General features: G+C 46.7%; 14 protein-coding genes. 4 read left to right on the forward strand and 10 right to left on the reverse strand.

The window, feature by feature from the left end:
* Window positions 1-10: 10 nt before the first annotated feature.
* The 5 genes from H6626_05130 to H6626_05150 all read right to left on the reverse strand — a co-directional run bounded on the left by H6626_05130 (window position 11) and on the right by H6626_05150 (window position 6,486).
* Entirely contained in the window at window positions 11-1,672 is a 1,662-nt protein-coding gene (locus H6626_05130) for a hypothetical protein (GenBank protein ID USN48475.1), read from the reverse strand.
* Complete coding sequence (locus H6626_05135) at window positions 1,656-2,084, reverse strand: response regulator (GenBank protein ID USN48476.1); 429 nt, start codon at window positions 2,082-2,084, stop codon at window positions 1,656-1,658. Before H6626_05135 ends, H6626_05130 begins: the two co-directional genes overlap by 17 nt.
* Window positions 2,077-3,399, reverse strand: coding sequence for a hypothetical protein (locus tag H6626_05140; protein ID USN48477.1), 1,323 nt, complete (start codon window positions 3,397-3,399; stop codon window positions 2,077-2,079). Before H6626_05140 ends, H6626_05135 begins: the two co-directional genes overlap by 8 nt.
* Complete coding sequence (locus H6626_05145) at window positions 3,396-5,501, reverse strand: HAMP domain-containing protein (GenBank protein USN48478.1); 2,106 nt, start codon at window positions 5,499-5,501, stop codon at window positions 3,396-3,398. The genes H6626_05140 and H6626_05145 overlap by 4 nt, the downstream gene beginning before the upstream one ends.
* Window positions 5,502-5,679: 178 nt before the next feature.
* Entirely contained in the window at window positions 5,680-6,486 is an 807-nt protein-coding gene (locus H6626_05150) for a class I SAM-dependent methyltransferase (GenBank protein USN48479.1), read from the reverse strand.
* Window positions 6,487-6,665: 179 nt separating this feature from the next.
* Here H6626_05150 and rpsD point away from each other — a divergent pair, with 179 nt between their 5' ends.
* The gene (rpsD, locus tag H6626_05155) at window positions 6,666-7,295 is read left to right on the forward strand and encodes a 30S ribosomal protein S4 (protein USN48480.1); all 630 of its coding nucleotides are present in this window, start codon (window positions 6,666-6,668) and stop codon (window positions 7,293-7,295) included.
* A gap of 26 nt (window positions 7,296-7,321) precedes the next feature.
* On the opposite strand, the gene H6626_05160 is transcribed toward rpsD, so the two are convergent.
* Both H6626_05160 and H6626_05165 read right to left on the reverse strand, forming a co-directional pair.
* Window positions 7,322-7,900: a chalcone isomerase family protein gene (locus H6626_05160; GenBank protein USN48481.1), complete on the reverse strand. Its 579-nt coding sequence runs from the start codon at window positions 7,898-7,900 to the stop codon at window positions 7,322-7,324.
* On the reverse strand, window positions 7,897-9,033 hold the full coding sequence (locus H6626_05165; protein ID USN48482.1) for a hypothetical protein: 1,137 nt from the start codon (window positions 9,031-9,033) through the stop codon (window positions 7,897-7,899). Before H6626_05165 ends, H6626_05160 begins: the two co-directional genes overlap by 4 nt.
* An 89-nt stretch (window positions 9,034-9,122) precedes the next feature.
* On the opposite strand from H6626_05165, the gene H6626_05170 reads away from it, so the two are divergent.
* Complete coding sequence (locus H6626_05170) at window positions 9,123-9,335, forward strand: hypothetical protein (GenBank protein USN48483.1); 213 nt, start codon at window positions 9,123-9,125, stop codon at window positions 9,333-9,335.
* Window positions 9,336-9,382: 47 nt separating this feature from the next.
* Here H6626_05170 and H6626_05175 read toward each other — a convergent pair whose 3' ends face one another.
* From H6626_05175 to H6626_05185, 3 genes are all read right to left on the reverse strand, one after another.
* Window positions 9,383-10,045 carry a hypothetical protein gene (locus H6626_05175; GenBank protein USN48484.1) on the reverse strand — a complete coding sequence of 221 codons (663 nt, stop codon included), beginning with the start codon at window positions 10,043-10,045 and terminating at the stop codon, window positions 9,383-9,385.
* Window positions 10,046-10,197: 152 nt separating this feature from the next.
* Entirely contained in the window at window positions 10,198-12,252 is a 2,055-nt protein-coding gene (locus H6626_05180) for a VWA domain-containing protein (GenBank protein USN48485.1), read from the reverse strand.
* A 169-nt stretch (window positions 12,253-12,421) separates the two neighbouring features.
* Entirely contained in the window at window positions 12,422-13,042 is a 621-nt protein-coding gene (locus H6626_05185) for a 6-phosphogluconolactonase (GenBank protein ID USN48486.1), read from the reverse strand.
* Between the two features lie 101 nt (window positions 13,043-13,143).
* Here H6626_05185 and H6626_05190 point away from each other — a divergent pair, with 101 nt between their 5' ends.
* Complete coding sequence (locus H6626_05190) at window positions 13,144-13,824, forward strand: PIG-L family deacetylase (protein ID USN48487.1); 681 nt, start codon at window positions 13,144-13,146, stop codon at window positions 13,822-13,824.
* Between the two features lie 290 nt (window positions 13,825-14,114).
* Complete coding sequence (locus H6626_05195; protein USN48488.1) at window positions 14,115-15,632, forward strand: hypothetical protein; 1,518 nt, start codon at window positions 14,115-14,117, stop codon at window positions 15,630-15,632.
* Window positions 15,633-15,658 lie beyond the last annotated feature (26 nt).

Raw genomic sequence — 15,658 nt, forward strand, 5'->3', positions numbered from 1 at the left:
GGGTGGGTGATCATGCCTTTTGAGATAAGAAATCGATATCCAAAAAACGAAGCGTCAACAACAACATGAGCGGAAAGATCAAAAAGAAAACCCATCCTATGGGAGGAGGCTGGTCATTGTGAATAGATCCACAACCTGTTGTAAAAGAAAAATCCTCCCGCATGTATCCATTGTAAGTGACGCTTAAGCCGCTCAGGGTCAACGGTGTGGTATCGTCCGTATTATTGACCAAAAGCCGAAACTTCATAAACCGTGTGCGCGGCACCGCATCGATGAAGCTGGAGGCCGCCTGCCAACCCGTGAATGATTCTTCGGCCGTTGATGCCGAAAATGCCAACTCAAAATCCACACTGCCATTGACTGAATTTTCTGAAACGAGAGACGCCGCGGTCACTTCAGGTTGTGTATTTAATAAATCAATGGCGCCCGATATGACCTGATAATCAACGCCCGTCTCATATTTTATTTCGCCAGGTAGATTCAACTGCGTGATGGGTGTTTCAAGGTTACCCGAGGGCACATCCTTATCTTGCACCCAGGTTCGACCATAAGATCCGCGACCACCATCACCACCATTACTGACTCCGCCGTTCCCATGGAGAGCCGATACCGAACCTAAAATGTTTATGTCTCCTGCAGCGAATAGAATTATTGAGCCACCCGCTCCACCGCCGCCACCGCCCGCTTTCAGTGTGCCCAGCGTACCACCTCCGGTGCCTCCATTGGCCAGCACCGACCCGGTGGCTGAAATGAGAATGTTCCCCCCCGAGGCTATGTATATCAATCCGCCTCCGGCTCCGCCGCCACCCCCACTTGAATGATTGGCGGGATCTCCAAGGTCGGTGAATGCACTTCCACCACCGCCGCCGGATCCACCCGACCACGGGGCAATGGCAAAACCATCGTCGCGAAACTGCGTGCCTGCAACCCCACCGGCTCCGCCCGTTGAATCATCACCCTCCACGGCGTCTTCGGCCAAACCAGCCTTTGTGTAGCCACCACCGCCGCCGCCGCCTTGGCCGCCGGTGGCCAACCCGGCTGGGCCCCACTCGCCGCCTGAAACATTCGCACCGCCCGCACTGCCTGCTGTGGGGATCACAATATCAGAACCCCCGTCGCCGCCACGAGCGCCAGCACATCGACCTTCGCCTCCGGAATTAATTTGCGTTTTATTACTTGAAATATCTTCGCCACTCTCGCCACTGCAATTAATGGTGCCTGAAATGACCACGTCACCCTGCACACGGATCACAAGTGGTGAGGCTCCCGTGGGTTGCAAAACCCAACCGGCGGCAAGATCAAAGGTTGTAAAATGCAAACTCGGAAAGGTGTCAGTATTTATGCGAATCACTTGACCTGATAAATCACCCGACTCACTAAATTGAGCGTAAGTATTTATAGAAAATTCCCCGTGGTCGCCGTCACCCACATCGACGGAAGTACTTTGAACTCCACCGCCGTCGTCCCAATCTTTCACGATAATTGGAGGATGCAGAATTTGTTGTTGTTGATTCCATACAAGTTCGGATGAACCAAAATGTTGCCGAGAAGAAAAATCTTCGGTGACCTCCAGAGCCAACACCTCATACGGAGAGGCACAAATAAACAGCAAAGCAAAAATTGCAATGGCAAAAGGTTGATAGAACTGAATGAGTTTAGCCAACCTTTTCACTGTTCTTGTCCTGTTCCCAACCCATTACCGACCATAATTTTTCTTTTAACAGATGAAGTCGAAAGGGTTTAAGAATATAGGCACTGACCTGCCACCGAGCGGCTTGCGTGACTTTAAATCTTTCCATTGAACGCTGGCTTGTGACCATGATAAATCGTAAACGCCGACGCAATGGATTTTTTCGAATGGCTTTTAATAGGGTTAAACCATCGACCTGTGGCATTTCCCAGTCAGAAAGCACCAGCTCCACTTTGAACTCTGGATCTTGCAGTAATTTTAATGCATGAGTAGAATTTCTAGCTTGAGTAATGTTTGTCATCCCCAACTCTTTAAGATAATCCACTAGCACATCCATAACCATAGCATCATCGTCAACTACCAGGATTGCCGTATCGCACTTGACCTTACCCATGTTGTCCCTCCTCAATCGCCCTCTTTGGGATGCGCATGACTATTTCTAAACCTTTTGTTTCATGATTTCTTAAAATGAATTGCCCTTGATGATCTATCTCGATGATTTCCTTACAAATGGCCAATCCAAGCCCTGTACCGTTTTTTCCTTTGGTTGTAAAAAATGGTTCAGTGGCTTTTGGAAGAATGTCTTTAGGTATCCCCGGCCCATAGTCGCGAATTCGTATTTCTGCCATGTCGCCATCATCGATGATGCTGTAGTCAATCTGACCTGACTTGTTCATTGCGTGAATGGAATTAATAGAAAGATTGACGATGGCCTGCAATATGCCAGTGGAATTAACCTCGGCCTCGACCCGGTCATTTTTGATTCTACAAACCTTCACATTGTTTGACCGAAATTGGTGCTCCAGTAGTTCAATGGCTTCATCCAAAATTTTGTGCAAAAGCTCAACTTTTTTATGGGCCTCTTCTTCGCCAGTTTCAGACAGATCCTTAAATCGGTCCAGAATATCGCCAGCACGCGTGCAGGCGTCTAAAATCTTATCCAATGCCTTTTTCATTTGCTCCGGCGGCTTACTGCGCGCCACTTCAGCCTGCCCCATAATTTGCATTAAAATATTTCCGAATTCGTGTCCTACTCCACGCGCCACTGTTGCCACAGATGTCATTCGTTCGGCATTGAGCAGACGACGTTGCGCCTCATCCATGTCTTGCTGATGAAGGCGCTTCTCTTCTCGCAAATTCCATAGACTGACAAAGTTTCTGGCCTTTTGCAGAATCTCGCCCGCGGTAAATGGTTTGTTGAGATAATCCCAATGGTCCACGCGATCTATCCCTAGAAATTGATTGATCGAATCAATGCTGCGATCATTGTAAGCCGTTACAAAAACGGCAAAGAACTTGGGGTCAATTTCTTGAACTTTTTTAAAGAGTTCATAGCCATCCATACCCTCACCCAGTTTCACATCGAAGAATCCCATGGCAAAGGGCCGCCCTTCGCCCATGGCCTTTTGCACCTCATTAAATGCCACTTCTCCGCTGTGGCATATGGTCAATTCAAACTGAAAGGGGTTTTCAAGTTGTCCGCCTGTCCCAGAAGGAGCTTTTGCAGTTTCAGACTTCTGCGCCCGTCGACTGGAGCGTGCCATCGATACAACATTGTCAGCGGAAGTGGACACTAAAATTTCTTCGTACCCGGCAGTGATCCCCGGCTCATCATCCACAATGAGAATTCGCTGATTCCAGACCCCGCCAGGCTTTCTTGCTGGAGGAGAGCTCATTGGTCGAAGAATTTTTTTGGCTGGCTGGCTCATGCAGACAACCTCTCTTCTCCAACAGTGGCAAGGGGCAAGGTGATGAGAAATACGGCACCTCGTCCCTGCACCGAAGACTCCAGTGTTAGGTCTCCTCGAAATGCGCGAGTCAATCGGCGACTTATATTCAATCCAATGCCCGTACCTTGCGACTTGGGTTTTGTTGAAAACTGCGCCTTAAATAGTTTATTTTGGTTTTCCGTAGAAATCCCGGCACCATTGTCAATCACACGAATGAACAACTGTTCCTCCGAGTTGGTCATTCTTATAATCACCTTTGGCTGCTCAGTTTTTTCCCAGATTTTTTCATCCATGCTTTGAATGGAGTTTCGTATGAGATTTGTCATAACCTGGATGAACTCGTCTTCGTCCACCATCGCCAAATTGGCCTTGGCTAGATTCTCCACAGCTATTTCAATGCCCTTTTGCTGAGCCAAGTCTTCCATAATCGCTACGGACTGTTGACACAGCGGAAACACAGGAACTTTTACCAAATCACCCTTTATCGCGCTCATCGAACGCATAGAGTTAACAATGCGGCTGATGCGCTGACTTTCTTGCAAAACAAAACCCGTATCATCCACAAGGCTTTTCATAGTACTTTCAAGATTGGCTTCAACGACCTGTAAGTTTGCGAGATCTTCTTCGAGCAAGCTTGCGCCGGTTTTTACCGTAGATTCTTGCTTCCAAGATTGCATGAGCTTTTCAATGCCGCCGGAACTGTAATCATCCCGCCATGCCGAACATATTTCAGAAAGCAATGATATCTCTGCGCTCACATCTTCTTGAAGTTTTCTGCTTACACGAACAGTGCGATTGATTATACTGGTTAGCGGATTTAAAACTTCATGGGCGGCCTGCCCGGCCACTTCACCCACGGCAGCCAGGCGAGTGCTCTTTAACAAAGCCTCTTGCGCTTCTTTTACGGCGCGATTTCTATCCTCAAGATCTTTGGTGCGATCCTTCACTTTCCTTTCAAGATCCCTATTGACTTCTTCAAGCTCTCGACGAGAACTCTCCAGATCAATAATCATCAAATTGAAAGAGTCAGCAAGGCTTGCAATTTCGTCTTGGCTTTTCACTGAGATTCGAGTGGTCAAATCTCCTTGCGAAACTTTTTTCATCCCAGCCACCAACCGCTCAATGGGCTTGGTGAGGGAGCGCGAGAACAAGATGGCCGCAAGAAACGCCAGGGTCACAACAATGGACGCAAATATCATCGACCTATAAACAAGCCTATCGACCACAGCAAAGGCTTGGGCACTTGCAATTGTTGAAAGAACAATCATCTGCCCGCCTCGCGCCCGGGCAAAGGCTCCCAAGTGCCGTTGCCCGTCTGCTGCAAGGTAATCCTGCACTCCCTTTTGCACCGGACTTTTTTGAGATATGGCTAATAGTTCAGATTGAAAGGGTCGTGCCCCCGACATAGTCTGGCTGTCTGCATGGACCAGGACTTGTCCATCGGAGGCAACAATTGCCACTTCATTTTGTTTTTCATCTTGCACCGATTGCAATAATTGATCGGCGTGTACATAAACGATCACTGCAAACTGAGCCACAGGCTGGCCCTTTTCGTTTTCTTCAATGACGTTTTTTCCAAACCCAATGAGGGGTGCCCCGTCTGGTAATGTGGCGGCCCAAACGGCTTCGCCCTTCTCCTGAAGCCGAAGGTAGGGAATGGGCCTTTTTTCTATTAACCCTTTTTTGAAAAAATCTTCGCCTAGGCCATAGGTTTTTAAAAAAGGCTGATCCACATAAAATTCTTTGTCCAAAGAGCTGAAGTCACTGCTCGCGGCCACGTAAACCATGTGCGAGTTTTTTTTCAGAAGATCTTCGATCAATGGCCGCGCCTGCCGGTGCTCCTCGCGAAAAAAGTAAGCCGTAAGGCGCGCCTTGTCTGTCACGCCCTGAAAGAGTGTGTCCACATCAGTGGCCAGGTTCGAAACAAGGCTGCGATGATAGTCGAAAACAAACTCGTTTTTGTCGGATTTGTAGATTTCAGTGGCCAGTATCAGATAAATCCCCACACAAAAAACCAATAGCACTGTGGTCACTGCCAGAAATTTATATCGAATTGAAAACCGAGGTCCTTGCTTCATCATGAATCCAAAAAAACCCGCCCTAAAATCAGGCTTAAAAAGTGTTGCTATTTATATAGAAGTATCGGCAGGAGGCTTTGGAAGACTTTAACTTCAATGGATAATTCAGCAGATCCCCTTCAATGGTCGAGGAGGCGGTGTTTCAATGGGCGTTTAAGAGTTTGACGAAGTTTTTAAAAATCTATTTTTGACAGATGGCTACACTCAACCCCGCCTGCCGCCAATGGCGAGAACTAAAATGGTATTCAGAGGCTTCTGTAGGCGGTTGAGCAAATAGATTCACTATCTCGTCTGGACTTCGGTAGGTGTTGGACGACGCCACCGAATGACCGGCAACTTCTGATTTTTTGCGGTTGGCCCGCTTCCTGAAGCCACCGACCAGGTGTCGCAGATTTAAAAAATCCCAATCAAACAAGAGCTGTGACAAACCCTGCCTTTGACGAAACTGCCCCAACATCGTGACATTTGAAAACTCTTGCTCCAGCGCTTTTTTCAATTCAACAGATCGAAAATTATTAATGTGAAATTCTGGCACCACGACGCCACTTTTTAAAACCACATCGTGATTGGGCGTAGACAGCAATAGCTTTCCCCCAGGTTTCAAAACCGACTTTAAACTGTTGAGAAACAAAGAGGTTTTTTCATGAGGAATATGCTCAATAACTTCAAAAGCTGTGATCGCGTCAAAACTCTCCCCTAGCTTCGACAGGGTAAACACATCCTGACTTTGAAAGGTAAGATTTTCACGGGTAAATACCCGCCGGGCCATTTGAAGAGATTCTTCATTGAGGTCAACCCCCACCACCTGACTGGCCGCCCCCGACAAAATGTACGTGCCATAGCCCTTGCCGCAGGCGCAGTCCAACACCCTCAGGCCCTTGACCTGTTCTGCCGCCCACCAATAACGCGCCACGTGATCAAGAAAAAATGGGGATTCTGGGTCTAAATCCAAGGAATCAGCTTCAAAAGTCTGATATTTATATGCCATGCCCTAGAGGGTATCATGGGGGTTCGGCACCGACCAGGCCAGTTCCATGGCCTTTCTCAGGTCGCTTTGTTGTATGTATTTGATTGGGCAAAAGGATTTGCAGTTTCAGGGGTTTCTTAGTATACGCCTTAAGCTTAATGAACTGGCGAATGACTAATAAGAATTGAGTAGGAAGACTTATGAAAAAACCAGGTAAAGTGGCCCGTTTTAGAATTCAACGCCGATTTGGCACAGAACTCCCAGGACTTGGAAAACCGGGCGCTCTTGATCGTCGTCCTTACCCCCCCGGAGAGAATGGCAACAAACGACGTAAGTTCTCTGATTACGCATTGCGATTGGAAGAAAAGCAAAAAATCCGCTTTCACTATGGATTAAAAGAAGAGCAACTCCGACGCTTTATTCGTAATTCAAAAAAAGGTGCTGGTGCCAACTGGGTGAATAAACTGGTGGGATTACTTGAGCGTCGCTTAGACAATTTGGTTTTTCGCTTAGGATTTGCTCCAAGCATTCGTTCGGCCCGTCAACTTGTGAGCCATGGACATGTTCTTGTTGACGGCAAGCCCGTGAACATCTCTTCGTTTGTTGTGACACCAGGGTCAAAGGTATCACTGAAAGAAAAAGCCTACGAAAACCAGATTGTTTTGCGCGCTCAACAAAATCCACGCCTTGAAGTGCCTGATTTTCTTCGCAAAGAGCAAGAAAACGGCAAAGACGTGGGTATCGTGCACGCTGTGCCTGGTGCCGAGCATGTGCCCTTTTCGTTTGATGCGGGCTTATTCACAGAATATTACGCCGCTAGAAAAGCTTAATCTCACTCTAATTACATTGGCTTCCACTAATTGGAAGCCATCCCCAGCAATTGCTGTCTAAACTCTTTTGAGATGGGCTGTTTATCGTTAATGAACAGTCCCAAAAGATTCTTACTAAATCCCGATGACATGACTTTTCCGGCCTTCGCATTGGGACCTGTTGTAACCACACTCACTTGATCCTCTAAAAATGTCACAGTCATCTTGTTGCCTTTTCGAACATTCACCATCAATCGATTGAACTCCGACAATTGGGTTTTATACACTTGGCAATCCTGTTCAATGCAATTTCCCATGAGCCCCTTTTGCCAGGCATTGACCAAACTTTCGCGATCCACACTTCGCAAAAACTCCATGACTATTTGTTTGGGGCCGCTCATTTTTACGATCTCTGCGGAGTCAGCACTTTTTTGGGGCAGATACAAACCACCCACATAGACTTTGATTGGGATTCCAAACTTATAGACCTTTCTTAAAGCCATTCCGTTTAGAACTAGATTTACTCCCGCCACTGAATCTGAGTCTGACATTTTCACACCATTAAGCTCCCCTGCCCCTGCTATGGTCGGCAAAAAAGCCCACATGAAAACTAAAATTCTAGTCATGGTATCTCCTTTCGCGAAGACAAAGTATAAAACTGAGTGTGGTGGCGCTGCCAGTTGTCTAATTTTAAGTCTGACAACGTCTCTTCTCCGATCAATGAACGACAATCGCGGCAGACCAACACGGTTTGCGCGCCCAACTCCCAGGGCCCCAACTTGAGGTAGGGCAAAGTGACTTTCCTGGCTGATTTCTGACCGTCTAGTGTACTCACCTCAACCACCGCGGCATCCTCAGGAATAGTTAGACGATTTTCAATGACGATATCTTCATCCACTAACGTGTAGGCTTCTTTCGGGGATAAAACAAAAAACCGTGGACGCCCCTGCTCTTTCAATTGCACCGGCACATAGTGATAACGACGATCCAATGAGGGCACATGATAAATGGTCTTTGCCTCATCAGATACAATGGGCTTGCTGTAGAGGCGAGCTAAAAGGTTGTTCCAATGTCCCGAGCCTTCGGGCTTGCCGCTTGTGAGTGAACCTATGAGGCTTGTCGCTTCATAGGGGCGACCGTCGTCAACAAGTTCATGAAAGAGTTCTTTAGCTGAAGATTCATACTCGGAGTTCTGCACCAGCGAGTAATAGAGCCAATCACGACCCCGGTCCAACTCACCTAGATCTCGCAAACTTTTTGCGTACCAATACATCACATCAAATCCTGAGCCCCCCAAAGAAAAATAGGCTTCAAAGTGCGGCTGTGCCTTTTCAGATTTTTCAGTTTGCACATAATTAATGGCAAGATTTGCTAGAGCCGTACGGTCCATGGGATTTTGCTCAACCAATTGAGTAAATATTTTCACTGCGCAGTCGTGCTTTTTTAAAGAATTACAAATGGCCCCGCGTTCAAGTCGATTCTCTCTGGTTTCTTGCCCTAAAAGCATTCGCCCTTGTAAGTAGGTCACTTCAAAGGCATGTGGTCCCCACAACACCAACTGCACGGCCAACACCACCAACACGAAAACAAGTCCCACTATCGCTGACCAACGGCCCACCCGCGCAAGAATCTCCATGGCGGAGTACAGTGACTGCACTTCACTCTCCATCCAACCACAAGAAAGGCACACCACAGACCCATAAGGGTTTTCATTAGAAAGTGATTTTTTGCCACATACCGGACACTGTCGCTCTAACATTTCAAAGCACCTATGCTGAGACAAAAGTCTTGTGATCTATTTTTGCATAGATTATTTGCAGAATACAGAAAATGGTGAAGGAGCCAGTGATGCAAAATGCCACCAAGCCCAATGCAAATCGTGTGGATAAATTGAGCAAACAACATCGTGTGTTTATTGAACGGCAGAATAACTGCGCTCTATGCAGCACTCAGCTTGAGATTTCAGTGGTCACCTACCTTGAAGATTACACTTTAAGAGAAGAGGCCAAGTGCCCTCACTGCAACCTAATCACCCGCGTCAAAGATCATAAAATGCATTAATTCCGTCACCATTTTGGCGGTCAAGCCGCCAAAATGCCAACGCCTCTTCACGTACAAATGGGTCGCAATATGGTCTTCATGTGCCGGGGATACAGTTTAGGCTGTGGATGATCTGTGTTTTTCATCAAACTGTCATTTTCATAGCTCGCCTCTTCTTCGGGTGAAGCCGCCCCAATAGCTGATTGGTATTCATCCTTAAGCCCTAACAGATGTGAAAACTCGTGCGTGATCAAAACGGCTCGTTCAACAAAATCAAAATCCCGGTTCACACCCCAATACACACTCTTCATGTGATATCCGGTGTTACGCCGAATGTAGACCACAAAGCTGTCTTTTTTCGGGGTGTTGTATGAATTTCTGGACGAGCCATCGAAATAAGCATGGTCAAAGGTGATCTGAAGATCAAAGCCGTAAGGAGCATAGTAATCTTGAATCCACTGGCGGGTTTGCTCCATAATGCCTCGAGCTTCTTCAAGCTCTTCAGCAGAAAAATAATGGGAATATCGAAGTTGCACAGTGGCTCGGATCACCCATATCCCGTCTTGCCGACCCAACTCATAGGCCTCGCCACTTTCGCCCGATCGGGTAAACGGGATATTGGGATCCGTAGGGCATACCGCCTGGGCCTCACCGTAGAAAAGAGCCAAATTTAAGAGAACAATTGAAACCACAGCTCGCATAGAGCCCAAAAAAGCCTTAGACGCCCCCATAATCCCCCCCAGATTCTGTAACGTGTTGATTGTTCTACAAACTTAAAGGGGCAATAAAAGTGTGTAAACCCCGTTGTTCATTGAAAATGAAAAAAGGCGCCAGGGGCGCCGTTTAGAGAAAAATTGCAAAAATGTAATTAAGCAATTTGATGTTATCGTTGATATTTTACAGCCACACTGTCGCCAGGCTGCAATGCCACACTGGAGTCAATCACTATCGCATAAGGTTTTGATCGAACCACTGAAAACAATGTTTCGCTCAAGACTTTCTTATTGAGATAAACCATCAGGTGATGCTCTTCACTGGGCTTGTCAGACAGCAAAAACTTGAAGTTGTCATTCGTCAAATAGCTAATATGAAGATTTGTTCCCACTAGCTCCATGGGCGCCGGCAAGAGGAAGTTCATACCGTCGACAGTTGTTAAGTCCATGCCTCGCACATTAAATGAATTGTCCTGCGACCTCACACGAACGGTATTTAACACAGCCTCACCTGGCCATGACACTGAAAAATTATCCGAAGCAAAGCTTGAGTACGAAACGGACACTGAGAAATCTTCCGCCCCCGGTACAATCTGCGGACAATCCAGCAACTTAATGGCGTCAGTGAATACATCATAACAAACACCTTCGGCAACCAAGGCATTGTTGAAATAAACACCTTTAATTTGGTGGAGGTCAGGCAAGGGGATAATCAATCCCTGCATCGCCTGAGGATCCGTGGCATACTTCACCCGCACTTCACTATCTGGTAGATAGGCCACCACAGAGTGGTCCACGATGACCTTATTGTCACCAGGGATAAACGTGTATACCGAAGAATCCAGCTGTGTGCTGCCAAGCCACACACTTACGTCTTCTGCTTGTAAGGCGGCCACTGTGTCTAAGCGAACCTCGAGTTTAGATGGAATACCCACCACTTGGAAACGCCATGGGCCACCCATCCAGTCGCTCACGCAAGAGGATAAACCATAAACCACTTCCGCCATACCGCCGCCTGAAACAGCAGCACACGCCCCTTGATCTACCGAATTCACCGTCACATTGATCGGTACGTGGGTGGCTGATATTTGATTTAATTGAGAGGCCTTTACAAAATTAACAATTACTTTTTTGCCCACGGAATCGATTTTGCCTAAACCTGACTCCGTCAAAGACACACTAGTGAGGGATGTAGACAAGTTATAGTCTGTGCCTTCAACTAACTCGGGACCATTTTCAATCATCACCCTTACACTTTGGGCCACCACTGGCTCTGTTGCCAAGTCTAAAGCTCCAAGCAGACTTACTTTTAACTTAATGTCATTGGCGAATTCAGCTAAATTTGAGGCCAAACTGTTTGAGAAGGCATAGGTTTTGCCGTTAGTCGCCTCAGAAATATCTCTCAACACGTTACCCGTTGGCAAATGCACCACCGAAAAGGTCATGATACCAGATGCGTTTAATTGATTGATGTACGTGGTTTTTGTGGTGTTATTAATGTCAGTACTTCCTGCATCGCCCACATTGCGTTCATCTTCATCGGTTATGGCAAACAAGAATTTTAAAGAATCCTGTCTGAAACAACTGGGTGTATGATCCGCATAAGTCTTAATCCCAAAGTAGATGGGACTTTCACCGTTGACGTTGGTCGGAATACCATCAATGAAGGTTTGAGCTTCAGCAACTACGGCATCACGAGCTGCCACATCAAGCTGTTTGTTTAAATCATAGCAGCCACTAAAGAACGGCTCTTCAGCCACCCGACCGTAAACCACCATCACCCGCAGGTTTAACTGGTCAGTTAAAGTGCTGATAAATGTACTTAACTGCGTTTTTAATTCTTGAATTTCATCCGACATGGAGCCGGAGCTATCAACAGAAATGACTATATCTACATCGGTATATCCCATCAGGGCATTTTCACCTGTGGACTCAGTGGATATAGCATTGGTGACAATCGTCGTATCCAGTATGGTAGAAGATGAAACCAATACGGATTTTTCAGCCGTATCTCGCATGACCGTGGCGGCTTGATCGCTCGCCATGACTCCACGAGACAGAGACTTGCCCTGAACAGAAAACTCTTCGATTCTGTCATTAAACCCCAAACCACCATATTCAGATGGCTTTTCGTATTCTTGAAACGAAACATCACTACAATTATTAAACATGAGTCCCGTTGCGGCGACCGCTAACAACAGTGTCAATACATGCGTTTTGGACATACGGCTCCCCCCGATATTCACATTTATATTGTGCAATCAATATGCCGGCTAATCACGTTATAGTTTCGTATAAAAGCCAGCCGCATGTCTAAGTATAAGACATTGTTGATTCCCTAATCAGGATTATTTTTGACTTTGTCTCATTCTGAAACGCTAATTTTACTTAAAGCTATATTCTAATTTCATCAGAAATCATCAGCGTTACTTTGCCTTTTTTAGCCAGCTCCGCCACTGGCAAAGCTTCACTCGAACCAGTCAGTATCTTTTGAATGATCTCTGTTTTTGCCTCTCCCCTTGCCAATACCAAAACAGCGTTAGTTTTGATAAAATGACCTACCCCGTAGGTGAGCCCCCAGACTGGACCCTGCATATGAAGGTGGGCTTTTGTTTTTTCCGCCAAAGGCACACAACCATAGTTAAAGTTCAGCGGTATATGTGGCTCGTGAAAGGCAATGTGCCCGTTAAGGCCCACACCCAAAATAGCCACCTGGGAGGCCAAGGGCTCATCCCCGAGCGGATGAAATTGTTCTCCATACGAGGGCAGACTCTTTTGAAAAAATCGTTGAAACAGGCCCTTTTGAGAACCGGTAACAATGTCGTCCACCTGCTGAAACCGGGCCTTATTTAAAAATTCTGGTCTATGCTCATCCCATTCAGCGTAGAGGGATGCCGGCGTGTCTCCCGCCGGGAGATGAACAAGTGGCGAATCAAAAGAGGCCATGTGGGCTTCAACCCATTCGTTAATTTGCTTTATCCAGTGTGATTCGTTTTTAGCCCTGAGCACGTCCATAAAATTATACTAGTCGAGCCCGCGACTCCATGTCGACTTCCCATGAACAATCAAGACCTGGCCTTGCTGAACCGCTCGGCCCGTGAAAAGATACCTTTAGGATGGCCATTCAACCCTACAATCTCATTGTCACAGCTCACCCCGATGACGAGGCTTTGTTTTTTTCTGGCCTGATTCTTCAAAACCGAACCCGACCCTGGACTGTGGTCTGTGTCACTGATGGCAATGCGGACGGACGTGGCAGTGAACGCACCGAAGAACTCAAATCGGCCTGTGAGCAATTGGGTGTGACGGATCTTCAACAGTGGCGTTTTCCTGACCTCTTTGAAAAACGCCTTTCAACTTCAGACCTCGAAGCCAAACTTGAAAGCCTTTCCCGCCCGGAAGCCGTTTACACCCACGGCATTCTCGGTGAATATGGCCATCCCCACCACCAAGATGTGAGCTATTCTGTTCATCAAACTTTTTCGAACATCACAACAGTACGGAGCCTCGCGTACAATATCTTTCCTGATTTATCTATCGCACTGACTGAACACCAATTTCAGAAAAAATCAAAGATCATCACTGAAATTTACCAAAAAGAAACACTTCGGTTTTTAAACTTCATACCGATCTTGGCCGTAGAAGGCTTTTGCAATGTGAACCTTTCTGAGGTGACTCATATATACGATTTTTTCACTGGAAAATGTGAACTGAACCTGTCTTGTTTGGAAAAATACAACCATCTTGGCCCCTATTTGCAGCAACAAAAACAGATCTTAAATCGACGGCCGTTTTAACCTAGATTTTCCACTCACTAAATAAACTAGAAGAAAATAGCTCTTTATTCATACAAAATAGTCAACCCGCAAATCAACTTGTGATCGTGGTGCCGTGGAGATGCAGTAGGCACTTGTTCTTTTAAGCCTCTCTCGTAAGGCTTAAATGTTGATGCCGTAGCAAAATGAGATTTCTCATAAAAAGTTGCGCCTCATCTTGAGACAACTACCTGTTTTTTCTAAATAAAATTCACCCCTCTGAGATAAAATAATAAGAGTTGTAGTGGTCCGTTTTTTAAGGGGGTTAACTGATGTTTGACGCAAAAAACACACAACAGCATTTATTCGTTTTAATACTGGCGGCCTTTTTGTTTGTGGGCTGCAAGCCTAAGCCGGCCAATGAAGACTATTTTGCCAGTGAAAGCCAAATCACAATCAGCGGACGTGCTGCACTTGGCCCCATTCAAAATGGATATGTCAACGTGTATCTTCTTAATGCGGATGGCAGCCGAGATCTAAAAATTGGAAATGGTCGAACCTACAGCGATGGTTCTTTTTCTGTAGAACTGTCGTACCCTCAAGGCGTGAGTCGCCACACCTCACCCGTGGAATTGGCTGTCTATGGCGGAAGCTATCGTGATGAAAACTCCAATCTTATGCGAGGCATGGGGGCCAACGAAGAAATTCGAAGCTGGCTTCCGGGAGTTGGCGACTATCACCGAAATGACCTAGGCGTGACGATCATCACCGAAATGGCCGCACAAAGTGCTGCCGCTAAACTATCCATTGAAGGAGCCTCCAGCTCTGCCAATTTGCGTGACAATATACAAGGGGCCAATGCTCTTTTTAGTGCAGCCTTTGATGTGGATATTTCAAGAGCGCCAGGCAACATTTTCAGTGGTGGATTTGATGCGTCTACTGATGCCGGAAAAATGGCCAGTGCTCTTGCAGGACTTGCCGTGGCAGCAGCCGACCTAGATATGGACCATGCCAGTTTGGCGTCTATCTATGCTTCTGACTCGTTAGATGGATCTTTTAATGGACAGGTCTTTGATGAAATCATTGTGGTGGCAGCTTCAGGCGTTGATGTGAGTTTTGCCGATAGCCAGCACTCACCCATGGATATTGTGGACCATAGCATTCGCAAATTCTGGAATAAACCTCACGCGCCCATAAATGCCAGCTACTCTGACTTTTCTTATTCGTTTAATCCAGCGCCGACAGGTGGCAGCCTCTATCAGGTGGATGATAGCACCTCTGCTTTTAGCGATTGGAAAACTGATTTTTCACAACAAAGTATAGGAATCGACCTTGATGCAGCCTACAGTGGTGGCTCAACCGATGATCTGGGAATTTTCTACGACGCAAATGATAGTGGCGCCGTGGCCCCTACTTACCCCAATGGCTGCGATCCTTCCAACTTTGACCTAAGCACATGCCAAAGCAGCATTGATAATATCGGTGGCGCCAGTGGCGGCGGCGGCAGCCCCGCACTCTTGTATGTTACGGGCGGTGGCTTTGCTGACTTCGGCACCGTCAACATTGGCAGTCTCGGGCTCACCCAAGTGACCATTACTAATGTGGGTGGAGAAACAGCAACGGGTATTATGGCTTCGGCGTTGGCCACCCCATTTAGTTTTAACGGAGGCAGCTATCCCGGAAACATGGGAACTTGCACATCAAATTTAGCTGCTGGCGCAAGCTGCACCATTGACCTCACATTTAATCCCATTTTGGCAGGATCAGCCACTGACTTTATTCATGTGGACTACAATGACGGATCAGTGATTTCGGTATTAACGATTGATGTGGTGGGTGTGGGTCAATAAACTCTCACTTTGAATAATTTTTATTT

Source organism: Pseudobdellovibrionaceae bacterium (genome assembly GCA_023898385.1).
In the GTDB taxonomy this organism is placed as follows: Bacteria; Bdellovibrionota; Bdellovibrionia; order Bdellovibrionales; family UBA1609.